This is a genomic window from Asanoa hainanensis, assembly GCF_900188485.1.
Taxonomy (GTDB): Bacteria; Actinomycetota; Actinomycetes; order Mycobacteriales; family Micromonosporaceae; genus Asanoa; species Asanoa hainanensis.
The window spans coordinates 175,372-195,360 of record NZ_FZPH01000001.1; the positions used below are offsets into that span (position 1 = coordinate 175,372).

Here is a 19,989-nt window from a genome sequence, read left to right on the forward strand (position 1 = left end):
CGCACGCTACCGACCCAGCCGCGCCGCACCACCACGCCGCGCCGCTGGGCTCTGCACCCAGATCCGCACCGTTCGACGTGCCCGACGCGAACATGATGGCGCTGGCCCTTCGACCCGGCGGGAAAGGTCCCGGCAGGCACCACCCCGCTACGCGGAGGCGTTCGGGGTCTAGCGGTCCAGGTTGCGGTAGCGGGCCACCGACAGCGGGAAGAAGATCGCGATCAGGGCGACCGGCCACACGATCGCCATCAGGATCGCGTGTTGGGCTACCCAGGAGTCGCCGCCCCAGCCCGGGTTGCCGAACAGCTCCCGGGCAGCGCCGACCGTTGACGACAGGGGGTTCCACTCGGCGATCGTGCCCAGCCAGCCCGGCATCGTCGACGGCGCCGCGAAGGTGTTCGAGAGGAAGCCCAGCGGCCAGACCAGGATCTGGACCGCGACCAGGGCACCTTCGCCGCGGACGACCAGGCCCAGGTAGATGCCGATCCAGAGCATCGCGAAGCGCAGCAGCAGCAACAGGCCGAACGCGGCCAGGGCCGCCGCCAGGCCCGAGTGCCAGCGCCAGCCGATGGCCAGGCCGGCCAGCACCAGGACGGCCAGTGAGACGACCGCGTTGAGCAGGTCCGCGACGCTGCGGCCGACCACGACCGCCGAGGACGCCATCGGCATCGAGCGGAACCGGTCGGTGACGCCCCGGGACACGTCGGTCTTGATGGCCTGGAACGTGCCCTCCAGGCCGAACACCATGGTCAGGGCCAGGGTGCCGGGGATCAGGAACTCCCGATAGCCGGCCGCGCCCGAGCCGCCGGGGACGGTCATGCCGCCGCCGAGCAGGTAGCCGAACATCAGCACGATCATCACCGGGAACAGCAGCCCGATGACGAGCTGGGCCGGCTGCCGCGCCCAGTGGTCGAGGTCGCGGCGGGTCAGGGTGGCGCCGTCGGCGAGCGCCCAACGCAGCCGGTTCACGCGGTCACCTTCTCGTGGTCGGGGGCGGTCAGGTGCAGGAAGACCTCGTCGAGGGTGGGCCGGCGCAGGGTCACGTCCTCGACCGCGATCCCCTCGTCGGCGAGCGCGCGTACGGTCGCCGTCAGTGCCGCCATCCGGTCGGAGACCGCGACGCCGACGCGGCGGTTGTCCTCGTCGGTGTCCGGGGTGTTGCCGGTGATCCGGGCCAGCAGAGCAGCCGCCGCGCCCAGGGAGGCCAGCGAGGACACCACCACGTCGATGCGGTCCCCGCCGAGCTGTCCCTTGAGGGCCGACGGCGTACCCGTGGCGATGACCCGGCCGTGGTCGATGACCGTGACCTGGTCGGCGAGCCGGTCCACCTCCTCCAGGTACTGGGTCGTGAGCAGCACCGTCGTGCCGCCGGCGACCAGGGCGCGGACCGCGTCCCAGACCTCGCCGCGGCTGCGCGGGTCGAGGCCCGTGGTCGGCTCGTCGAGGAACAGCACCGGCGGCGCCGTGATCAGGCTCGCGGCCAGGTCGAGGCGGCGGCGCATGCCACCGGAGTACGTGCTGACCGCGCGCGATCCGGTGTCGGACAGGCCGAACTCTGACAGCAGCTCGGCCGCGCGGGAACGGGCCCGGGCGCGGCCCAGGTGGTGCAGGCGGCCGAACATCTCCAGGTTCTGCCGGCCCGACAGGATCTCGTCGACCGCCGCGTGCTGGCCGACCAGGCCGATGTGGGCGCGTACCCGGTCGGGGTCGCGGCGCACGTCGAAACCCGCCACCGTCGCCGTGCCGTCGGTGGCGCGCAGCAGCGTGGTCAGGATCCGCACGAGCGTGGTCTTGCCCGCGCCGTTCGGGCCGAGCAGCCCGTGCACCGAGCCCGCCGGTATCGCCAGGTCGACGCCGGCTAACGCCTCGACCGGGCCGAACCGGCGGCGCAGGGCATGCGCCGTCACTGCCTCCATGGGCCACCCCTTATGATCAGTACGCTGTACGGGACGTTCCGTACGGCGTACGGTACACCGTACGGAACGAGGTGCCAAACATGGCGGTCGAATACAGCGGGACCGGTGACCCCGCGCGCAGCATGGCGCTGCTCTGGCGCGCCGCCGACCGGGAGGGCCGCACCGGCCTGTCCGTCGACCGGATCGTCGCCGCGGCCATCGAGCTCGCCGACGGCGACGGGATCGCGGCGCTGTCCATGCGCAAGGTCGCCGACAAGCTCGGCGTCGGCGCGATGTCGCTCTACACGTACGTGCCCGGCAAGGGCGAGCTCGTCGACCTGATGGTCGACCAGGTGCTCGGCGAGCCCGAGCGCCCCGAGCTGCCCGCGAGCTGGCGGGCCCGGCTCGAGCACGTCGCCCGCTCCAACCTGGCCCTCTACCGCGCGCACCCGTGGCTGCTGCAGGTCGGCACCGCGCGGCCGCCGATGGGCCCAAACCTGCTCGCCAAGTACGACTACGAGCTCGGCGCGCTGGAAGGCACCGGCCTGTCCGACGTGGACCTCGACACGACGCTCACCTCGGTGCTGGCCTACGTCAACGGCGCCGCCTCCGCCGCCGTCGAGTCCGCGCAGGCACCCGACCGCAGCGGCATGAGCGACGAGGCGTGGTGGGAGGTCCAGGCACCCCTGCTGGAGAAGGTCTTCGACCCGCAACGGTTCCCCCTGGCCGCCCGGGTCGGTGCCGCCGCCGGCGAGGCGTACGGGCTGATCGACCCCGACCACGCCTTCGAGTTCGGCCTGCAGCGGCTCCTGGACGGCATCGAGGCGTTCATCGCGCGAAACTGACGTGCCGCCGCCCGCGCCGCGCGGATAGGTTGGCGCGATGGACCTCGATCAGCGCCGCGAGCGGATCCTGTCCGCGTTCCTGCGCGACGGCCGGCTCACCTCGATCCCGGCCCGCGCCGCCAAGCGCCAGGTCGTGCTCGAACACATCGTCACCGTCTTCGAGCCCGGCGTGAAGTTCCCGGAGAAAGAGGTCGACGCGGCGCTGCGGGCGTTCTACGAGCCCGACTGGGTCTCGCTGCGCCGCCACCTGATCGACACCGGGCTGATGGCCCGCGAGGACGGGCTCTACTGGCGCACCGGCGGCTACGTCGAGATCTGAGCCGCCCGCGCCGTCAGATAGGCCCGCTCCGGCTCGCTGAGCGTCTGCCGGGCTGCCTCCTCGTAGGCCGCCTTCGCACCGGTGTGGTCGCCGGCCGTCTCCAGCAGGTGCGCCCGTACCGCCGCGACCCGGTGATGACCTGAAAGGGCCGGCTCCGCGGCGGCGAGCGCGGCCAGCCCCGCGTCCGGGCCGTGCACCATCGCCACCGCGACCACCCGGTTGAGCGTCACCATCGGCCCCGGCGCGATCCGCTCCAACGCGTCGTACAGGCCGAGGATCTGGCGCCAGTCGGTGTCGGCGGCGACGGCCGCCTCGTCGTGCACCGCCGCGATCGCCGCCTGCAGCTGGTAGGGCCCGACCGCCGTCCGCGTCAACGCCGCACTGACCAGGTCGACACCCTCGGCGATCGCCGCCCGGTCCCAGCGGCCCCGGTCCTGCTCGGCCAGCGGCACCAGGGCGCCGGCAGGGTCGGTGCGGGCCGGCCGGCGGGCATCGGTGAGCAGCATCAGCGCCAGCAGCCCGGCCACCTCGCCGTCGCGGGGCAGCCGGGCGTGCAGCAGCCGGGCCAGGCGGATCGCCTCCGCGGTCAGCTCGACGCGGTGCAGCCGCTCGCCGGAGCTGGCCGTGTAGCCCTCGTTGAAGACCAGATAGAGCACATGGAGTACGGCGGCCAGCCGCGCCGGGAGCTCCTCGGCCGGCGGCAGCGTGAACCGCGCCCCGGCCGCGCGGATCTTCTGCTTGGCGCGGCTGATCCGCTGCGCCACCGTCGCCTCCGGCACCAGCAGCGCCCGGGCGATCTCCGCCGTGGTCAGCCCGCCGACCGCCCGCAGCGTCAACGCCACCTGCGACGCCGGGGTCAGCGCCGGATGACAGCACAGCACCAGCAGCGTCAGCGTGTCGTCCGCGGCCGGTGCCGGCGCGGCCGCCGGTGCGTCCAGGCGGGTCGCCGTGCGCTCCCGGCGCTCGCGGGCGCTGTCCCGGCGCCACGCCGCGATCCGGGCCCGGGACGCCACCGTGACCAGCCAGCCGCGCGGGTTGTCCGGCACCCCGTCGACCGGCCACTGCGTCGCGGCCGCCAGCAGGGCCTCCTGCACCGCGTCCTCACCCGCGTCGAAATCGCCGTACTGGCGCACGACCGCGGCCAGGACCTGCGGTGCGAGGTCCCGCAGCAGCGGTTCGAGGTCGGCCACCGCCCGATTCTCGCTCGCGCGCCGCCCGCCGCGCGGGCACACTGCCGGCGTGAGCGAGATACCGAGGTTCCTGCGCCCGTTCGTCGCCGAGCACCCCGACCTGCCGCCACCCGTCGCGGTCGCCGGAAACCTCGACCTGTACCTGCCCGACGGTCCCGGGCCACACCCGGTCGTCCTGCTCGTGCACGGCGGGCCGATCCCCGACGACCTCGACGTGCCCCCGCGCGGCTGGCCGGTCAAGCACGGCTACGCCGCCCTGCTGCGCGCTCAAGGCGTCGCGGTGGCCGTGGTCGACCACCGGCTGCACGTCGTCGACGGGACCGTCGACGCGGTTACCGCCGCCTCCGACATCGCCGCCGCGACCGACGCGGTGCGCGCCCACCCCGAGGTGGACGGCGAGCGGGTGCTCTACTGGGCGTTCTCCGGCGGCGGGCTGCTGTGCGCCGACTGGATCCGGGCGCGGCCGGCCTGGCTGCGGGCGATCTTCCTGAGCTACCCGTTGCTGGCCTCGCCCGCCCCGTACCTGCCGGAGGAGGACCGTCTCGCCATCGACCCGCGGTTCGCGCCGATCGACGCGGTCGCCGAGGCCGGCGCCGACGCCCCGCCGATCGTGCTGACCCGCTGCGGGCAGGAGCGCGCGCTGTTGGCCCGCTTCGTCGAGGAGTTCGTCGCCGCCGCCAAGTCCGTGGAGATCATCGACGTGCCGGACGGGCAGCACGCGTTCGACGTGCTCGACGACACCGACCAGTCCCGGGCCGCCCTGCGGGCCGCCGTCATCCGTGCGGCCGAGGTCCTGAAGGAGCAGGTGTCCTACGATCCGGAACGTGCCACCCGCTGAACCGCTCGTCGTCGACGACTCCGCCGCCTCACCGGACCTGGCCGCACTGCGCAGGGCCCTCGACGTCCGCGACTGGGACACCGCCACCGGCGTCCTGGCCGGCCCCCGCACCGACGCCCGCACGATGCTGATCCGCTGGGCGGCCCGGGACGCCGACCTCGACTTCCTGCGCAAGGTCCACGAGAGCGACCCGGCGGACAGCACCGCCGGCGCGATGCTGGGCGAGCGCCTGGTGCTGGACGCGTGGGCGATCCGCACCACCCGCCGGGCCCGCCACGTCTCCCAGGCGCAGTTCGACGCGTTCCACACCGGCCTGGCCGAGGCGGAGCAGGTGCTCGCCGCCACCGCCGCCCACGACCCGGCCGACCCCGCCGTCTGGACGTCGCGGCTCAAGACCGCCCGCGGCCTGGAGCTCGGCGAGGCCGAGACGCACCGCCGGTACGCGGCCCTGGCCGCCGTCGACCCGCACCACACCAGCGGCCAGTGGCAGCTGCTGCAGCGACTGTGCCCGAAGTGGGGCGGCTCGCTGGAGGCGATGCACGCGTTCGCCCGCGAGTGCATGCTGGCCGCGCCCGAGGGCGCGCACGCCGGGTTCCTCGTCGCCGACGCGTACCTGGAGGAGGTCGGAGATCTGCCGGACGCGGCCGCGCAGTCCCGCTTCCTCGGGCACCGCAGCGTCCGGGCGGCGTTGCGCGAGGCCGCCGAGCGGTCCGTGCTGCATCCCGCGTTCCCGCGTACGCCCGGCTGGGTCCAGGTCGCGGGCACCTTCGGGATGATCCTGACGTACGCCGGCGAGCTCGACCTGGCCCATCGGACCTTCCAGCTCGTCGGGCCGTGGGTCTCGGCGTACCCGTGGGGCGGCACCGCCGACCCGGTCGGCTACTTCCGGCGGATCCGGGCCGAGTCGGCCACCGGCCGGCAGCGTGCCGCCGCCACCCTGCGCCGTGCGTTGGGGCGACCGCCGCGCTGAATGTCCGGCGGGGCACCGGCGTTGGAAAAGATCACTTACGCTCCGGCGATGCCAGCCATGATCCGCACCGAGGTCGACGGGGTGCCTACCCTCGTCGCGCCGACGGTCGGGCCACGCCGAGCGGGGCTGGTGTTCCGGGTCGGGCAGGCCGACGAGACCCTCGCCCGGCGCGGCATCACGCACCTGGTCGAGCACCTGGCGCTGCATCCGATCGGCGGCAGCGCCTACCACCACAACGGCAGCACCGGCCTGACCACCACCACGTTCTACGTCCAGGGCGACGACGCCGACCTCGTCGACTTCCTCGACCGCGTCACCCGGTCGCTGACCGAGCCCGACACCGGGCGCCTCGCCACCGAGCGCGACGTGCTGCGCACCGAGGAACACAGCCGGGGCAACGGACCGACCCGCGACCTGCCGCTCTGGCGGTACGGGGCCCGCGGCTACGGCCTGGTCAGCTACCCCGAGTGGGGGCTGCACGCGATCACCCCCGACGACGTGCGGGACTGGGTCGCGGCGCACTTCACCCGCGACAACGCCGTGCTGTGGATCGCCGGCGACGGCGTCCCGGCCGGGTTACGCCTGCACCTGCCCCCCGGCCGGCGCACCCCCGTCCCGGCACCGACGTCGACGCTGCCGGTCGCACCGGCCTTCTTCGCGGGCGCCGGCCCGCACACCGCCCTCGACGCCGTGGTGCCCGAGTCGCCGGCCGCCCTCGTCTGCGCCCACCTGCTGCAACGCCGCCTGCACAAGGCGCTGCGGCTCGACGGTGGGCTGTCCTACACCACGGCCGTCGAGTACGCCGAGCGCGGCGACGGGCAGGCGGTGATCAGCGCGTACGCGGACGCGTTGCCCGACAAGCAGGGCGCGGTGCTCGGTGGGTTCGTCGACGTGCTCGGCGCCCTGTTCGCCGTCCCCGTCACCGACGCGGAGCTCGCCACGGCGGTCAGCACCGCCGTCCGGGAGGCCAGCTTGCCGGACGCCGCCGCGAACGAGCTGCCCACGCAGGCGTTCCGGCTGCTCACCGGCCGCCCGCTGGGCTCGGCCGGCAGCGAGGTCGCCGACCTTGGGGCCGTCACCGCCGGGGAGGCGCACGCGGTCGCCCAGGCGGTGCGGGCGACGGCGCTGCTGATGACACCGCCCGGTGGCGCGCAGTGGGCCGGGTACGCGCCGGCACCGACCACCTCGGACGCCACGGTCGGCGGGCGCGTGCACGTGCCCACCGGCGGCGGGCCGCGGATCCACGTCAGCGACGCGGGCGTCAGCGCGGTCGACGCCGAGGGCAAGATCGCCACGGTGCGGTTCGCGGACTGCGCCGTCGTGCTGGCCAACCCGGACGGCTCGCGGGTGCTGGTCGGCCACGACGGGATGGTGGTCGTCGTCGAGCCGGCCCGCTACGGCGACCTGTACGCCGGGATGATCGACCGGCGGGTCCCGGCCGGGCTGCTGGTGCCGATGCCGGGGCGGCCGCCGTCGCCGGACTCGACGCCCGCCGCAACGCCCGCCTCGAGGCCCGCGGGGCGGCTTTGGCGGCCGGCGCCAGCGTGGCTGCGGGTCGCCGCGCTAGGGCTGGTGACCCTGGTGGTCGGCGGTGCCGCGTTGGCGTACACGGTCGCGATGATCGCCGGTGTGGCCCAGGTGCGGGTGTTGGGTCTGCTCGGCGGGTGGCTGGTCGCCGGCTGGGTCGGGCGGGCGTTCCTGCGGGCCTGGTCCGCCGAGCGGGTCAGACCCTGATGCGAGAATCGCCTGCGTGAACGCTCCTACCCTCGACGACGTACGCGCGGCCGCCGACCGGATCGCCGGCGTCGCGCACCGCACCCCGGTCCTGCGGTCCCGCACCCTGGACGCGCGCGCCGGCGCCGAGGTGTTCCTCAAGTGCGAGAACCTGCAGCGGATCGGCGCGTTCAAGTTCCGCGGCGCGTACAACGCGGTGTCGAAGCTGTCCGACGAGCAGCTCGCGCGGGGCATCGCGGCGTACTCGTCCGGCAACCACGCCCAGGCGGTCGCCCTCGCGGCCCGGGAGCGCGGCAGCACCGCGGTGATCCTGATGCCGGCCGACACCCCGGAGTCCAAGATCGCGGCCGTCGCCGGCTACGGGGCGGAGATCCACACCTACGACCGCTACACCGGCGACCGGGTCGCGCTCGGCGAGGCCCTGGCGGCGTCGCGCGGGCTGGCGTTGATCCCGCCGTACGAGCACCCCGACGTGATCGCCGGCCAGGGCACCGCGGCCCTCGAACTGCTCGACGAGACCGGCCCGCTGGACGCGGTCGTGACACCGGTCGGTGGCGGCGGGCTCATCGCCGGCACCGCGACCGCCGTCAAGGGACTGCTGCCCGGCATCCGGGTCGTCGGTGTCGAGCCGGTCGAGGGCGACGACACCCGCCGGTCCCTCGCGGCCGGCGAGCGGGTGCGCATCCCCGTGCCGCACACGATCGCCGACGGGCAGGCGGCCGACATCCCCGGCGAGCTGACCTTCTCGGTCAACCGGCGGCTCGTCGACGAGATCGTGCTGGTCACCGACGACGAGATCCGCGACGCGATGCGGTTCGCCTTCGACCGGCTCAAGATCGTGCTGGAGCCCAGTGGGGCGACCGGCCTGGCCGCCGTGCTCACCGGGCAGCTCTCCGGCCGCGTCGGCGTCGTCCTCTCCGGGGGCAACATCGACACCGTGCGGTTCGCGAAACTGCTGGCCGGCTGAGATGGTGGACGGGTGAACCTGGAGGACCTGGTCCGGCTGCGCCGCGCGCGCGACGCGATGGACCGCGACTACGCCGAGCCGCTCGACGTGCCGATGCTGGCGCGGGGCGCCCTGATGTCACCGGGCCACTTCTCCCGCAGTTTCCGGTCGGCGTTCGGCGAGACGCCGTACAGCTACCTGATGACCCGCCGCATCGAGCGCGCCAAAGCCCTGCTGCGGCGCGGCGACCTGTCGGTGACCGAGGTCTGCTTCGCCGTCGGGTGCACGTCGCTGGGCTCGTTCAGCACCCGGTTCACCGAGCTCGTCGGCGAGAGCCCGAGCGCGTACCGATCGCGGGGCCACGACGACGGCGCCGCCATCCCACCCTGCGTCGCCAAGATCTACACGCGGCCGGTCAGGCACGGATAACCCCGGCGACTAGCCTGGTCGGCATGGCCATCTCGCTATCCACCTGCTTCATCGCGGTCGACGACTTCGACAAGGCGATCGCCTTCTACCGCGACGTGCTCGGCATGGAGGTTCGCAACGACGTCGGCTTCGAGGGCATGCGCTGGGTGACGGTCGGCTCCCCGGAACAGCCGGGCGTGGACATCGTCCTCGAACCGCCCCTGGCCGACCCGAACGCCTCGCAGTCGGACAAACAGAACATGGCGGAGCTGCTGGCCAAGGGTCTGCTGCGCGGCGTCATCTTCACCACCGACGACGTCGACGGCACCTTCGAGCGCATCCGCGCGGCCGGCGGCGAGGTGCTCCAGGAGCCGATGGACCAGCCCTACGGCGTACGCGACTGCGCGTTCCGTGACCCGTCGGGGAACATGCTGCGGTTCAACCAGCCCCGGAAGCGTTGATCCGGGCCGCCTGGCGGGTGAGGTGGTCCCGCTCCGCCAGGTTGGGCGCTGAACGGGCCGCCTCGGCGTAGAGCCGCGCGGCGGTGACCGGGTCGCCGGCCCGCTCGCGCAGGTACGCCTCGGCGGCCGTGTAGCGGGGCAGGGCCGGGTCGAGCGTGGCCAGCGCGGCCAGCCCGGCCTGCGCGCCGTCGGCCTCGCCGACCGCGACGGCCCGGTTGAGGCGGACCACCGGGTTGTCGGTCAGGCGCGCGAGCTCGTCGTACCACTCGACGATCTGCACCCAGTCGGTCTCGTCGGCCGTCCGCGCGTCGGCGTGCAGCGCGGCGATCGCGGCCTGGGCCTGGAACTCGCCGAGGCGGTCCCGGGCGAGGGCCGCCTGGAGGATCTCGACACCCTCGGCGATGAGCGCGGTGTCCCACTGGCCGCGGTCCTGCTCGGCGAGCGGCACGAGCTCGCCGTCGGGCTTGCGCCGGGCCGGGCGCCGGGCGTGGTGCAGCAGCATGAGGGCGAGCAGCCCGGCGACCTCCGCGTGGTCGATCGCGGCCGCGAGCTGGCGGGTGAGCCGGATCGCCTCGGCGGCCAGGTCGATGTCGCCGGAGTAGCCCTCGTTGAAGACGAGGTAGAGCACGCGCAGCACCGTGGCGACGTCGCCGGGCTCGTTCAGGCGTACCTCGGAGACGGTCTTCTTGGCGCGGCTGATGCGCTGCGCCATCGTGGCCTCGGGCACCAGGTAGGCCTGGGCGATCTGCCGGGTGGTGAGGCCGCCGACGGCGCGCAGCGTGAGCGCCACCGCCGAGGACGGGGTCAGCGACGGGTGCGCGCACAGGAAATAGAGCTGGAGCGTGTCGTCGGCCTCCCGGGCCGGGCCGGGCTCCGGCTCGAGGTCGACGCGCTCCTCGCGTAGCCGGCGGGCGGCGTCGGAGCGGGCGGCGTCGAGGAACTTGCGCCAGGCCACGGTGACCAGCCAGCCCTTGGGGTCGCGCGGCGGGTCGGCGGGCCAGACGCGGACGGCCTCGACCAGTGCTTCCTGGACGGCGTCCTCGGCCGCCGCGAAGTCAGCTCCGCGCCGGCCGAGGATCCCGATCACCGCGGGGGTGAGCGTCCGCAGCAGGGACTCGTCCACCGTCATTCGGTGATGGTCGGCGGCTGGGTCAGGAACGGGCGGATCTCGAGCCACTCGTGGATCGGCTTGCCGCCCTTGCCCGGTGCGGCGGACAGCTCGCCGGCCACTTCCAGGGCCCGCTCGTACGAGTCGACGTCGACCACCGACCAGCCGGCGATGAGGTCCTTGGTCTCCGCGAACGGTCCGTCGGTGATCGGCGGCCGGCCCTCGCCGTCGTAGCGGACGAACGTGCCCTCGGGGGACAGCGCGTAGTGCTCGACGAACTCGCCGGTGGTCTCGAGCCGCTTGCCCCAGTCGACCATGTACTGGATGTGGTTGGAGATCTCCTCTGGCGTCCACTGGTCCATCGGCACGTCGTTGACCCCCTTCGGGGCGCCCCGGTAGTGCTTGAGCAGCAGGTACTTGGCCATCTGTTGTGCTCCTCCGTCGTCGTACGGCCCCATTCTGGCCGTGTTCTAGCCCTGGGACGGAGCCGCCTGGCGGTTCTCGACATTCTTGCGCGCCCGTTTCTGGATGAGTTCCTCGACCGCGCTGGGCAGGGTCGTCTCGAAGTCGATCAGCTTCGCCCAGGTCGGTGTCACGACGATCCGGACCATGCCGTCGTAGAGGTCGCGGACCTCGGCCTCCCAGTGGACCCGTTGCTCGGGCGTCATCGTGTACGTGCCGTTCATCTGGAGGTACTCGTCGGGGATGCCCGCGACGACGTCGAGCTCCGCGCGGCCCCGGATCAGCAGGATCTTCGGCGGGTGCACCTCGGTGTCGATGGTGAGCGCGACGGCCGGGTTGGCCCGCAGGGCGTGCAGCTTCGGAGCGTTGGTGCTCGTGCACATGACGACGTGGGTGCCGTTCCAGGTGAACCCGATCGGGATGGTGCGCGGGGTGCCGTCCTTGGCGACGTACGCCAGGCGGGTCAGGTCGCGGTCCAGCAGCTCGCGGCTGAGCGGACGGTTCAGCACCTCGGTGACCTCGTGGGGTTGCACGGCTCGTTCCTCCTCGGACGGTGCGCGGCGCGGTGTCGGCCGCGGTTCAGCCCAGGGACGGACCTGCCCGGTCGTTCTCGACATCAGCTTTGCCGGTATTACTGGATTACTGTTATCGGTAATCCAGTAATCCTCTGAGCGTGGTCCAGCCGAAAAATCGGCGTACACCATAATGACCGTTATGGTGTAACGCCGGAATTCAGCGGGTGATGTTGGTGGTGACCAGGCGTTCGAGCACAGCCAGCTGCTCCTCGGCCGGGCCGCCGGTGACCGCCAGGCAGAAGTTGTGCCCGTCCGGCCGGTAGACCTTCACGTACGTGGTCTCGCCGTCCCTGGTGAGCAGGAGCTGGCTGCCGTCGGGCGCCCAGTCGGACGGGACGTCGAGCACCCCCCCTGGTAGGCCCGCGACCCCGCCGTCGACCACCATGACGACCCGCCAGACACCGCCGCCCGCAGCGGCCGCGTAGGCCGACCGGGTGCCCCCCGGGGGCAGTCCGACGAGCGCCGGCGCCCGCTTGATCACCTCGGCCACGTCGCCGGCCGGGGCGAGACCCGGCGGGAGCCCGTTGAGCGTTGCCGCCGGTGATGCGCTGGCGGCAGGGGGAGACACCGGTGCCTCCGAGGTGCCGGGAAGAAGGAAGCCGACCGTCACCGCGGCCGCCACCGCCAGCGCCGCGGCCACGGTGGCCAACGTCGCCGCGCCCGGACGTGAGCGACGTTTCGGGCCGGACACGCGCGCGAGCACGTCGTCGGGGTCCAAGCCGAGCTCGTAACGCGAACCGGTCAGCTCGCGGCGTACGCGCTGCTCCAGGTCGTCGGTCATCGCCGGACCTCCACGTTCGGGTTGTCGTGCAGGGCCGCGCGTAGGGACCGCAGGGCCCGGTGGCGCAGCGCGCGCACCGCACCGGGACGGCGCCGCAACTGGTGGCCGATGGTCACGTCGTCGACGTCGTCGAAGAAGGACAGGACGACGACCGCGCGCTGGACGGGCGACAGCGTCCGCAGCGCCCGGCGCAGGTCCACGCCGTCGTCGACCGAGCCGAACCCGTCGTCGGCGGGCAGGTCCTCGAACTCGGAACGGCGCAGGCGCCCCAGCCGCCGCAGGGTGCTGATGTGGGTGCGGACCATGGTGGTCTTGGCGTAGGCCAGCGGGCTGCCCGCCTCGTCGACGCGGGGCCAGGCCCGGGCGAGCCGGACCAGACTGTCCTGCACGAGGTCGGCGGCGTCCTCCCGGTGGCCGGTCAGCACGTAGGCGTAGCGGCCCAGCGCCGGGAGGTTGCCCCGGACGAACTCTTCGAACTGTTCCTGGCGCATCGGCACCTCCACCTACTGATACGCCGCCACGAGCGTTCGCGTTACGCGCCGATCAGCACCGCGCCGGTCACCATGACCACGAAGACGATCGTGACCAGGACCTTGATCTGGCGATGGTGGGCCAGCCATTGCCGGTCCCAGCCGCCCTCGGCGTCGTAACCCAGGTTCGCCAGCACCATCAGGCAGCGTCCCAGGCCGAAGCCGGCGCCGGCCACCACGGCCGCGACCGGCGAGGCGAGCAGGGCGATCGCCGCGACCAGGACGTACGGCAGGCCGGTGGGCAGATAGGTGCGCACGCCGGTGCCCATCTCCACGCCGAACTGAAACGGGCCGAGGTGCCGGCCCAGCCGGAACACCGTCTCCGGGACCAGTCGCCGGTTCTCCGGCAGGCCGAACCGGAGCAGGCCGAGCTCTCGCGCGACCATCACCACGAGCCAGGCGGCCACCAGGGCCACGCGCAGCCACCACGGCATCGGCGCGCGCACCACCGAGCCCACCACCAGGAACGCGGCGCTGATCAGCACGCCGCCGACCAGGAGACCGGCGCAGAACGCCAGAACGGGAGAGCCTCGCCAGACCGGCGAGCCCAGCACAGAGGCTGAGTTGCGGCTTCAGGTGGAACCGCTGGCGGCGTACCCAGCCGCGATCGCGGCGAGCAGCCAGAAGGACAGGGTGGTCCACGTCGGACCGCCACCCAGGACCGCGGCCGCGGTGACGCCCGCGGCCAGCGCGCCGATCACGGACGCGATGAGCCGTGGGTGCCACAGCGACGCCAGCCCGGGCGAGCGGGTCGCATCCAAGGTCAGTACCGGCAGATCGTGGTGTACGTGTACGACGACCCGCCGCCCGACACGGTCGTGCGCCCGTCCGAGCAACGCCACCAGGTGCCGCCCGCGGTCCACCGCCAGGCGTTCTTCTTGGTGCTCGTGCCGCACAGCGTGGAGATCGGCGTGTAGTAGTAGGTCACCGGCGAGTCGCGGACCGTGCCCGAGCGGTGCCAGCCCGAGGAGCAGTAGGTGCTGCCGCGGTAGTCGCCGCCGAAGCAGGCGGCCGCCGAGTTGACGTACGAGCCGACGTTGTCGCGCTGTTCGGCGTACCCGTTGGGGTAGGCGTCCTTGCAGTCGTTGCGGTCCCATCCGGTGAGCCCGCCCGGCCCGGTCTCGGCCCGGGCCCCCGGCGTCAACCGGCTGCTCCAGTCGGCCACGACGGCGCCGACCGTGACGACGCCCAGGGTCATCGCCCGAAGCACCGTCCGCCGCGTCGGCGGGGTGGCGAAACCGGACAACGCCGCGGTGCGTGCGGCGCCGCTCGGCGCTTCGTCACGCAGTGGAATGTTCGCCAACATCGATACGTCCCCTTCGCAGAGTGGTCGACCATTCGCTGAGCACCCGGTCCACCTCGGCGGTGTCGACCGGCAGGACAAGTCGCTGCACGTCGCCCTCGGCCGACAGCAGCAGCAGGACCGGTGGTGACAGGTGACCGATCACCTGCCAGCTCTCCGGGTCGCTGACTACCGACAGGGCGCCGGTCGGCACGTCGGCCCAACTGTCGGCGGCCTCGTGGGTCAGGAGCGTGACGGGCACCTGCGCGGCGGCCGAGACACCGGCCGCGCGCAGCGCTGCCGCCACGCACAGCGGGCAGCCCGACTCACCGGCCAGGACGATCCGGGTGCCGACGCCGGCGAGATTGGGCATCCGGAGCGCGACCCGGGTCGCCGCGAACTGCGCGGCGCTCTGATCGACCTGGCCGCGCAGCAGGCGCAGGTCACGGACGACCGAGCCGAGGGCGGCGAGCAGCAGCAACAACGCCACCCAGGTGACGATGGCGACCGCGATCCACGGCTCCACCGGTCACTTCCCGCCGGCCGTGTCGGCCGCCCAGTCGACCTGGATCTCGTTCATCCAGGCCAGCAGGGCGTCGTCGGACAGGTCCGGCTCGGGTGTCAGGTGCACCTCGCTGACGCCGCGCGAGAAGCCCATCGTGAACAGGTAGTCGCTGATGCGGGAGGCCTTGTCGACCCCGCCCACCAGGCCGCGCCAGACCTCGCCGTGCCGCGTGGCCTGGCCCTGGTGAGCCGGGACATGGTGGCGCATGTGTGCCGGGCCGGGCACGGACACCAGGCCGCGGCCCGCCACCGCGATCGTCAGCAACTCGGAGAACTCGTTGAGCAGGGTGGCGTCGAGCGGCTTGACGACCATGCCGTCGGCCCGGTCCTCGATGGTCAGCGTGGAGAACAGGCTGATCACCGCCTCGCGTGCCGGCGGCGGCCCGCCGTAGACGGTCATCAGCTCGTGGTAGTCGCCGATCAACGCGGCGGTCGCGCCGGCGCCGTCGATCTGCCGGGCGACGACCACCTCGCGGCCGTGCACCACGAACCGGTCGTGGACCACCGAGGCGGCAACGTAGGTGGACGCGAACTTCTGGAAGCCGCGCGAGCCGATCTGGAAGCCGCGGGCGAGCGAACCGCCGGCGTACCGGATCGACGCCGAGACGTTGGCGACGGTGGGGGTGTCCGCCAGATCCACCGTGACGCGGTTGCCGCTGGGCGAGCGCAGACGTAGACGCTGAGCCATGAATCCTCCCCCGTGGGTAAAATCATGTCTGTCCGCGGGTGACGCTATCGGTGAGCGCTCTCTCGCTCCATGCTTTTGCAGCATTAGTATCGACAGACATGTACGTCGAGGTCGTGACGAGGACGGCCCTGCTGGTCGTGTTCGGCGTCGCCGCAGTCCAGAAAGGACGAAGTCAGGCGGCTTTCCTGGCCTTCGTTTCCGCGCTGCGGTCGTTCGGCCTCGGGGGTGCCGCCCGGCCCGTCGGATACGCGGTCGTCGCTGCCGAGACCGTGGCCGCGCTGCTGCTCGCGTGGCCGCACACAGTGACTGCCGGCTATCTTCTCGCCCTCGCGCTGCTGACCGTCTTCATGGCCGGCATCGTCCGCGCGTCCCGGTCGCCCACTCCCGTGGCCTGCCGGTGTTTCGGGTTCGGCGGCGGTCCGCTGGGCATCCGACACCTGATCCGCAACGCCGTGCTCGGCGGGATGGCCGTCGTCGGCCTGCTGGCCGACCGCGGGCCCGTTGACGCGGGCGCCGCGCTGGCGGCCATCGGCGGTCTGTTCGTCGCACTCGTCGTGATCCGGTGGGACGACCTGGCCTATTTAATGTCGGCGACGCGGCGCTGACCCTCTTCTAGGGTTGGGCCGGTGCACACGGAAATGGGCGGCCGACCGACGCTCGTCCTGACGGTCGGCCTGCCCGGCACCGGGAAGACGACCCTGGCCAAGCGGCTCGCGGCGCAGCGGCGCATGGTGCGGTTCACGCCCGACGAGTGGATGGCGCCGCTGTTCCAGGACAGCGAGGCCGGCGGGCGGCGCGACATTCTCGAAGGCCGCATGATCTGGACCGCGCACGAGGTGCTGCGCAGTGGGGCCTCGGTCGTCCTGGACTTCGGTTGCTGGTCGCCGGAGGAGCGCTACGCCATCCGGGCGATCGCGTCGCTCGCCGGTGCCTCGTTCGAGCTGAGCTACCTCGAGATCCCCGAGGCCGAACGCCGGTCGCGGGCCAGCCGTCGCTGGGACGAGAGGCCGGAGTCGACGTTCGCGATGACCGACGCCGACCACGACCGGTTCCTGGAGCTGTTCCAGGCGCCTACGGCTGACGAGCTCTCGTACGGGCCGATGCCCGCTCCGCCGGCGGGATTCGACTCCTGGCCGCGGTGGGCCAGCTACCGGTGGCCGACCCTGCCGGAGTTGTCATGACGTACGCCGACGTGCTGGCCCGCGCCGAAGCGGACCCGGACGTCGTCGGGGTGATCCTGACGGGGTCTCAGGCGCGGGGCACGGCCGGCCCGCACTCCGACTGGGACGTCCTTGTCGTCGTGCGCTCGCACGCTCCGCGGTGGACCACCTCGCTCACGCCGGCGCTCGACACGGCCGTGCTGACCGTCGCCGAGCTGGCCGACGTCTCCGACCGGTGGGCGCGGTACGCGTACCGTGGCGCGGTCGTGCTCCTCGACCGCGGTGGCATCGCCGAGCTCGTCCACGCCCAGGCCGCCCTGTCGCCGGACGAAGTGGACGCGTTCGTGCGGGCGGAGCTCGACGGCTACATCAACTTCGTCTACCGGGCCGCGAAGAGCCGCCGCGACGGGCACCACGACCTGGCGCGGCTCGACGAGATCGAGGCCGGGCCCTGGTTCCTGTGGACGCTGTTCGCCATCTACGGGCGGGTCCGGCCCTACAACAAATACCTGCGCTGGGAGTTGGAACACCATCCGCTGCCGGCGCCGTGGACGTTCGAGCGCGTGACCGACCTGCCGTCGGCGCTGTTCGACGACCTGGAGCGGGTAGCCCGCGCACACGGCTACGGCGACGTCTACGACGCGTGGGACGACCTGTCGCTATTGCGTGCGGGTGATTAGGACGATCGTGTCGAGGATGCGGTGCCAGTCCAGGTCGGTCATCGGTCGGCCGGCGAGGGCACCGAGGGTGGCCATCGCGGTGAGCACGCGCTCGGGGTCTGGTGGTCGCTCGGCGGTAAACCGGGGTGAGCGGGCGAAGCGGACGAGTGAGTCGGGCAGTGCGGCGGTGGGTGCGCTGTCCGGGTCGCTTTCGCGCAGGTCGACCTGGAGGTCGGCGCCGAGGGCCGCGGCCAGGCCGGTGATCGCGGTCAAGGTCGGGTTGCCCCGGCCGTTCTCGAGGTTGGCGATGTAGGGGACCGACAGGCCGGCGTCCGCCGCGACCGACGCGATGGTGCGACCCGCCGCGGTGCGCCGTGCCCGCAGCCGCCGACCCAGTTCGACTATCTCCACGGAAGCATCTTGCCATCTCGTGTCTTCTGAGAATAGTGTCCGCGGCCATGGGACTGCTGCGGCGCAACCGCGACTTCCGCCGGTTGTACGCGGCGACGGCGATCGACGGGTTCGGCTCGTGGTTGCTGGTCTTCGCGGCGCCGCTGCACGTGTACGCGGTGACCGGCTCGGCCCTGTCGACCGGTTTCGCGCTGGCGGTGCAGGCCGTGCCGGCGGTGCTGGTCGCGCCGTGGGCCGGAGTCGCGATCGACCGCTGGCCACGGGTGCGGGTGGTGGTGCTGGCGAACCTCGCGTGCGCCGGCGGGGTCGCGCTGATGCTGGCCGGGCCTGCCGGCTTCGTGTTCGTCGGGCTGTTCGTGGAGTCGGCCGCCGCCTGTTTCCTGCGGCCGGCGTTGCGTGCTTTGACCCCGTCGGTGGTGCCGGACCCGGCCGACCTGGCGACCGCGAACTCGTTGACGACGTTCACCGACAGCGCGTACCGGATGATCGGGCCTCCGTTGGGCACCGCCCTGGTGGCGGCGGACTGGTTCCCGGCGGTGGTGCTGGTCGACCTAGGCTCCTACCTGGCTGCTGCCGCGCTGGTCGCCCGCCTGCGCGTGCCCTCCTTCGTTCCTGATGCGCGGGTGCGGATCAGGAACGGGTTCCGGGCGCTGGCCCGTACCCCCGTGCTGCGTGGTCTGGCCGTGTCGAGCTGTCTGTACTGGACGGTCAACGCGGCACTGACCGTGCTGTTGATCCCGTTCGCGGTCGAGCGGCTCGGCGGGTCCGGGCGGGTGGTCGGCTGGCTGATCGCCGCGCTGGGCGCCGGCTACCTGGTCGGTTCCGCGCTGGCCCGGCCGCTGATCCTGCGGTACGCGACGCGCACGGTGCTCTTCGTCGGCTACGCGGCCGTCGGCGGGTGCTTCGTCGTGGCGTTCACCGCGACGTCGGTGCCGCGGGCGTTGGTCGCGGTCGGGCTGAGCGGGATGCCGGGCGCGATCACCCAGATCGCCACGGGCCACCGGCTGCAGGTGTCCACGCCGGACGCCGTACTCGGCCGAGTGGCGGCGGCCTTCCACCTCTCCGACGCGGTGGCGGCGGTGGCCGGCGCGCTGCTGGCTCCACCGTTGCTGGCCGCGGCAGGCCTGGCTCCGGCCCTGGTCATCCTGAGCGTCGCGGTCGCCGCAATCGGCCTGCTGCCACTGGCGTTGCTGACTCCCGCGGAGACGCGGCTCGCGCGATGACTCCGCCTCAGCTCAGCGCGGCGTGGGCGTCGGCCATCGCCAGGTCTGCGTTGATCATTGCGCCCGCGTTGAGGCCGGCGGCTGCGCTGACGATGACCTGGGCGCGTAGGTCTGTGATGTTGCCGGCTACGTAGACGCCCGGGACCGAGGTCGCGCCGTTCGCGTCGGACTTGACCGCCGTGCCGACCTCGATGTCGCCCATCAGCACCGGGCCGGTTTCCACGCCCAGGTCGGTCAGCAGGTCGTCGCGGGCCGTCATCCGGGTCGGGACCACCCACACGTCCGGGGTCAGGGTCGCGCCGCCGGCCAGGTGGGCCGTGCGGTCTGCGTCGACGGCGGTGACCCGGTCGTCGACCACCGTGATGCCGCGGGCGGCCAGCAGGGCCGCGTCCTGGCCGGTCGGGGCCGGCTGGCCGTTGAGGACGACCGTGATGTCGGCGCTCCACTGCCGCCAGAGCAGGGCCGGATGGGCGACCGCGGCGGTCGTGGCGATGATGCCGATCGCCTGGTCGCGGACCTCCCAACCGTGGCAGTACGGGCAGTGCAGCACGTCGCTGCCCAGCCGCCCGGCCAGGCCGTCGATGTCGGGCAGCTCGTCGGCCAGGCCCGTGGTCACCAGCAGCCGGCGTGCGGTGAACGTGCGGCCGTCGTCGAGGGTGACGGTGAAGCCGTCGTCGGTGGCCTTCGCGCCGGCCGCCGTACCCGTGGCGAAGCTGGCTCCGTAGCCCTCGACCTCGGCCCGGGCTATCGCGAGCAGCTCGGCCGGCGGGGTGCCGTCGCGGGTGAGGAAGTTGTGGACGTGGCCGGCGTTGGCGTTGCGCGGCGTGCCGTTGTCGACCACCAGGACGCCGCGCCGGGCGCGGGCCAGGGTGAGTGCGCCGGCGAGCCCCGCTGGGCCGCCGCCGACGATGATGACGTCAAAGGTTTCCATGCCGGCCAC

The 19,989-nt window shown here is 73.0% G+C and carries 27 protein-coding genes; 12 read left to right on the forward strand and 15 right to left on the reverse strand.

Annotation, left to right across the window (positions count from 1 at the left end):
- Positions 1–168: 168 nt before the first annotated feature.
- Together CHC05_RS00825 and CHC05_RS00830 are read right to left on the reverse strand one after the other, a co-directional pair.
- Complete coding sequence (locus CHC05_RS00825) at positions 169–960, reverse strand: ABC transporter permease (RefSeq protein WP_218824418.1); 792 nt, start codon at positions 958–960, stop codon at positions 169–171.
- 5 nt (positions 961–965) lie between these two features.
- Positions 966–1,916: an ATP-binding cassette domain-containing protein gene (locus tag CHC05_RS00830; protein ID WP_089243579.1), complete on the reverse strand. Its 951-nt coding sequence runs from the start codon at positions 1,914–1,916 to the stop codon at positions 966–968.
- Positions 1,917–1,996: 80 nt separating this feature from the next.
- On the opposite strand from CHC05_RS00830, the gene CHC05_RS00835 reads away from it, so the two are divergent.
- Positions 1,997–2,740, forward strand: coding sequence for a TetR/AcrR family transcriptional regulator C-terminal domain-containing protein (locus CHC05_RS00835; RefSeq protein WP_089243581.1), 744 nt, complete (start codon positions 1,997–1,999; stop codon positions 2,738–2,740).
- Between the two features lie 37 nt (positions 2,741–2,777).
- Complete coding sequence (locus CHC05_RS00840; RefSeq protein WP_089243583.1) at positions 2,778–3,059, forward strand: DUF2087 domain-containing protein; 282 nt, start codon at positions 2,778–2,780, stop codon at positions 3,057–3,059.
- Here CHC05_RS00840 and CHC05_RS00845 read toward each other — a convergent pair.
- Positions 3,044–4,249: an RNA polymerase sigma factor gene (locus tag CHC05_RS00845; RefSeq protein ID WP_089243585.1), complete on the reverse strand. Its 1,206-nt coding sequence runs from the start codon at positions 4,247–4,249 to the stop codon at positions 3,044–3,046. The genes CHC05_RS00840 and CHC05_RS00845 overlap by 16 nt on opposite strands.
- 49 nt (positions 4,250–4,298) lie before the next feature.
- Between CHC05_RS00845 and CHC05_RS00850 the strand changes: the two genes are divergently transcribed.
- The 6 genes from CHC05_RS00850 to CHC05_RS00875 are packed head-to-tail and all read left to right on the forward strand — an operon-like array spanning position 4,299 to position 9,606.
- Entirely contained in the window at positions 4,299–5,087 is a 789-nt protein-coding gene (locus CHC05_RS00850; RefSeq protein WP_089243587.1) for an alpha/beta hydrolase family protein, read from the forward strand.
- Entirely contained in the window at positions 5,074–6,057 is a 984-nt protein-coding gene (locus tag CHC05_RS00855; protein WP_089243589.1) for a hypothetical protein, read from the forward strand. Before CHC05_RS00850 ends, CHC05_RS00855 begins: the two co-directional genes overlap by 14 nt.
- Before the next feature lie 48 nt (positions 6,058–6,105).
- The gene (locus tag CHC05_RS00860; protein WP_144022435.1) at positions 6,106–7,791 is read left to right on the forward strand and encodes a M16 family metallopeptidase; all 1,686 of its coding nucleotides are present in this window, start codon (positions 6,106–6,108) and stop codon (positions 7,789–7,791) included.
- Between the two features lie 16 nt (positions 7,792–7,807).
- On the forward strand, positions 7,808–8,758 hold the full coding sequence (locus CHC05_RS00865) for a pyridoxal-phosphate dependent enzyme (protein WP_089243593.1): 951 nt from the start codon (positions 7,808–7,810) through the stop codon (positions 8,756–8,758).
- A gap of 57 nt (positions 8,759–8,815) precedes the next feature.
- Positions 8,816–9,166 carry a helix-turn-helix transcriptional regulator gene (locus CHC05_RS00870; protein WP_218824420.1) on the forward strand — a complete coding sequence of 117 codons (351 nt, stop codon included), beginning with the start codon at positions 8,816–8,818 and terminating at the stop codon, positions 9,164–9,166.
- Between the two features lie 23 nt (positions 9,167–9,189).
- Complete coding sequence (locus CHC05_RS00875; RefSeq protein WP_089243597.1) at positions 9,190–9,606, forward strand: VOC family protein; 417 nt, start codon at positions 9,190–9,192, stop codon at positions 9,604–9,606.
- Here the strand turns inward: CHC05_RS00875 and CHC05_RS00880 are convergent.
- From CHC05_RS00880 to CHC05_RS00925, 10 genes are all read right to left on the reverse strand, one after another.
- Positions 9,584–10,729 (reverse strand): RNA polymerase sigma factor, encoded by a 1,146-nt coding sequence (locus tag CHC05_RS00880; RefSeq protein WP_089244634.1) that lies wholly within the window; start codon positions 10,727–10,729, stop codon positions 9,584–9,586. The genes CHC05_RS00875 and CHC05_RS00880 overlap by 23 nt on opposite strands.
- A 2-nt stretch (positions 10,730–10,731) precedes the next feature.
- A complete protein-coding gene (locus CHC05_RS00885) occupies positions 10,732–11,139 on the reverse strand; it encodes a YciI family protein (protein ID WP_089243599.1) in 408 nt (135 codons plus the stop codon).
- A gap of 45 nt (positions 11,140–11,184) precedes the next feature.
- On the reverse strand, positions 11,185–11,709 hold the full coding sequence (locus CHC05_RS00890) for a pyridoxamine 5'-phosphate oxidase family protein (protein ID WP_089243601.1): 525 nt from the start codon (positions 11,707–11,709) through the stop codon (positions 11,185–11,187).
- Positions 11,710–11,908: 199 nt separating this feature from the next.
- Positions 11,909–12,532: a hypothetical protein gene (locus tag CHC05_RS00895; protein ID WP_089243603.1), complete on the reverse strand. Its 624-nt coding sequence runs from the start codon at positions 12,530–12,532 to the stop codon at positions 11,909–11,911.
- Complete coding sequence (locus tag CHC05_RS00900; protein WP_144022436.1) at positions 12,529–13,023, reverse strand: sigma-70 family RNA polymerase sigma factor; 495 nt, start codon at positions 13,021–13,023, stop codon at positions 12,529–12,531. Before CHC05_RS00900 ends, CHC05_RS00895 begins: the two co-directional genes overlap by 4 nt.
- A gap of 41 nt (positions 13,024–13,064) precedes the next feature.
- Positions 13,065–13,616 carry a hypothetical protein gene (locus CHC05_RS00905; protein WP_089243607.1) on the reverse strand — a complete coding sequence of 184 codons (552 nt, stop codon included), beginning with the start codon at positions 13,614–13,616 and terminating at the stop codon, positions 13,065–13,067.
- Between the two features lie 18 nt (positions 13,617–13,634).
- Positions 13,635–13,823 (reverse strand): hypothetical protein, encoded by a 189-nt coding sequence (locus tag CHC05_RS00910; RefSeq protein ID WP_089243609.1) that lies wholly within the window; start codon positions 13,821–13,823, stop codon positions 13,635–13,637.
- Positions 13,824–13,825: 2 nt separating this feature from the next.
- The gene (locus CHC05_RS00915) at positions 13,826–14,368 is read right to left on the reverse strand and encodes a hypothetical protein (RefSeq protein ID WP_089243611.1); all 543 of its coding nucleotides are present in this window, start codon (positions 14,366–14,368) and stop codon (positions 13,826–13,828) included.
- Complete coding sequence (locus tag CHC05_RS00920; protein WP_089243613.1) at positions 14,343–14,870, reverse strand: hypothetical protein; 528 nt, start codon at positions 14,868–14,870, stop codon at positions 14,343–14,345. Before CHC05_RS00920 ends, CHC05_RS00915 begins: the two co-directional genes overlap by 26 nt.
- Before the next feature lie 3 nt (positions 14,871–14,873).
- Positions 14,874–15,596 (reverse strand): hypothetical protein, encoded by a 723-nt coding sequence (locus CHC05_RS00925; protein ID WP_144022437.1) that lies wholly within the window; start codon positions 15,594–15,596, stop codon positions 14,874–14,876.
- Positions 15,597–15,694: 98 nt separating this feature from the next.
- Between CHC05_RS00925 and CHC05_RS00930 the strand changes: the two genes are divergently transcribed.
- Genes CHC05_RS00930 through CHC05_RS00940 form a run of 3 tightly spaced genes read left to right on the forward strand, consistent with a single transcriptional unit; the run spans position 15,695 to position 17,436 of the window.
- Positions 15,695–16,201: a MauE/DoxX family redox-associated membrane protein gene (locus tag CHC05_RS00930; protein ID WP_089243617.1), complete on the forward strand. Its 507-nt coding sequence runs from the start codon at positions 15,695–15,697 to the stop codon at positions 16,199–16,201.
- A gap of 21 nt (positions 16,202–16,222) precedes the next feature.
- Entirely contained in the window at positions 16,223–16,777 is a 555-nt protein-coding gene (locus tag CHC05_RS00935; protein WP_144022438.1) for a P-loop nucleotide/nucleoside kinase family protein, read from the forward strand.
- Positions 16,774–17,436 (forward strand): nucleotidyltransferase domain-containing protein, encoded by a 663-nt coding sequence (locus tag CHC05_RS00940; RefSeq protein WP_089243621.1) that lies wholly within the window; start codon positions 16,774–16,776, stop codon positions 17,434–17,436. Before CHC05_RS00935 ends, CHC05_RS00940 begins: the two co-directional genes overlap by 4 nt.
- On the opposite strand, the gene CHC05_RS00945 is transcribed toward CHC05_RS00940, so the two are convergent.
- Positions 17,416–17,826: a transcriptional regulator gene (locus CHC05_RS00945; protein ID WP_089243623.1), complete on the reverse strand. Its 411-nt coding sequence runs from the start codon at positions 17,824–17,826 to the stop codon at positions 17,416–17,418. The two genes, CHC05_RS00940 and CHC05_RS00945, sit on opposite strands and share 21 nt — an antisense overlap.
- A gap of 47 nt (positions 17,827–17,873) precedes the next feature.
- On the opposite strand from CHC05_RS00945, the gene CHC05_RS00950 reads away from it, so the two are divergent.
- Complete coding sequence (locus CHC05_RS00950) at positions 17,874–19,049, forward strand: MFS transporter (protein WP_089243625.1); 1,176 nt, start codon at positions 17,874–17,876, stop codon at positions 19,047–19,049.
- 7 nt (positions 19,050–19,056) lie between these two features.
- On the opposite strand, the gene CHC05_RS00955 is transcribed toward CHC05_RS00950, so the two are convergent.
- On the reverse strand, positions 19,057–19,980 hold the full coding sequence (locus CHC05_RS00955; protein WP_089244636.1) for an NAD(P)/FAD-dependent oxidoreductase: 924 nt from the start codon (positions 19,978–19,980) through the stop codon (positions 19,057–19,059).
- Positions 19,981–19,989 lie beyond the last annotated feature (9 nt).

Excerpts from the sequence above, each read along its gene's own strand:
- CHC05_RS00930 (WP_089243617.1), top strand. The coding sequence starts at position 15,695 with ATGTACGTCGAGGTCGTGACGAGGACGGCCCTGCTGGTCGTGTTCGGC.
- CHC05_RS00900 (WP_144022436.1), bottom strand. The coding sequence starts at position 13,023 with ATGCGCCAGGAACAGTTCGAAGAGTTCGTCCGGGGCAACCTCCCGGCG.
- CHC05_RS00875 (WP_089243597.1), top strand. The coding sequence starts at position 9,190 with ATGGCCATCTCGCTATCCACCTGCTTCATCGCGGTCGACGACTTCGAC.
- CHC05_RS00915 (WP_089243611.1), bottom strand. The coding sequence starts at position 14,368 with ATGTTGGCGAACATTCCACTGCGTGACGAAGCGCCGAGCGGCGCCGCA.
- CHC05_RS00895 (WP_089243603.1), bottom strand. The coding sequence starts at position 12,532 with ATGACCGACGACCTGGAGCAGCGCGTACGCCGCGAGCTGACCGGTTCG.
- CHC05_RS00870 (WP_218824420.1), top strand. The coding sequence starts at position 8,816 with ATGGACCGCGACTACGCCGAGCCGCTCGACGTGCCGATGCTGGCGCGG.
- CHC05_RS00830 (WP_089243579.1), bottom strand. The coding sequence starts at position 1,916 with ATGGAGGCAGTGACGGCGCATGCCCTGCGCCGCCGGTTCGGCCCGGTC.
- CHC05_RS00885 (WP_089243599.1), bottom strand. The coding sequence starts at position 11,139 with ATGGCCAAGTACCTGCTGCTCAAGCACTACCGGGGCGCCCCGAAGGGG.
- CHC05_RS00835 (WP_089243581.1), top strand. The coding sequence starts at position 1,997 with ATGGCGGTCGAATACAGCGGGACCGGTGACCCCGCGCGCAGCATGGCG.
- CHC05_RS00950 (WP_089243625.1), top strand. The coding sequence starts at position 17,874 with ATGGGACTGCTGCGGCGCAACCGCGACTTCCGCCGGTTGTACGCGGCG.
- CHC05_RS00925 (WP_144022437.1), bottom strand. The coding sequence starts at position 15,596 with ATGGCTCAGCGTCTACGTCTGCGCTCGCCCAGCGGCAACCGCGTCACG.
- CHC05_RS00840 (WP_089243583.1), top strand. The coding sequence starts at position 2,778 with ATGGACCTCGATCAGCGCCGCGAGCGGATCCTGTCCGCGTTCCTGCGC.
- CHC05_RS00940 (WP_089243621.1), top strand. The coding sequence starts at position 16,774 with ATGACGTACGCCGACGTGCTGGCCCGCGCCGAAGCGGACCCGGACGTC.
- CHC05_RS00955 (WP_089244636.1), bottom strand. The coding sequence starts at position 19,980 with ATGGAAACCTTTGACGTCATCATCGTCGGCGGCGGCCCAGCGGGGCTC.
- CHC05_RS00860 (WP_144022435.1), top strand. The coding sequence starts at position 6,106 with ATGCCAGCCATGATCCGCACCGAGGTCGACGGGGTGCCTACCCTCGTC.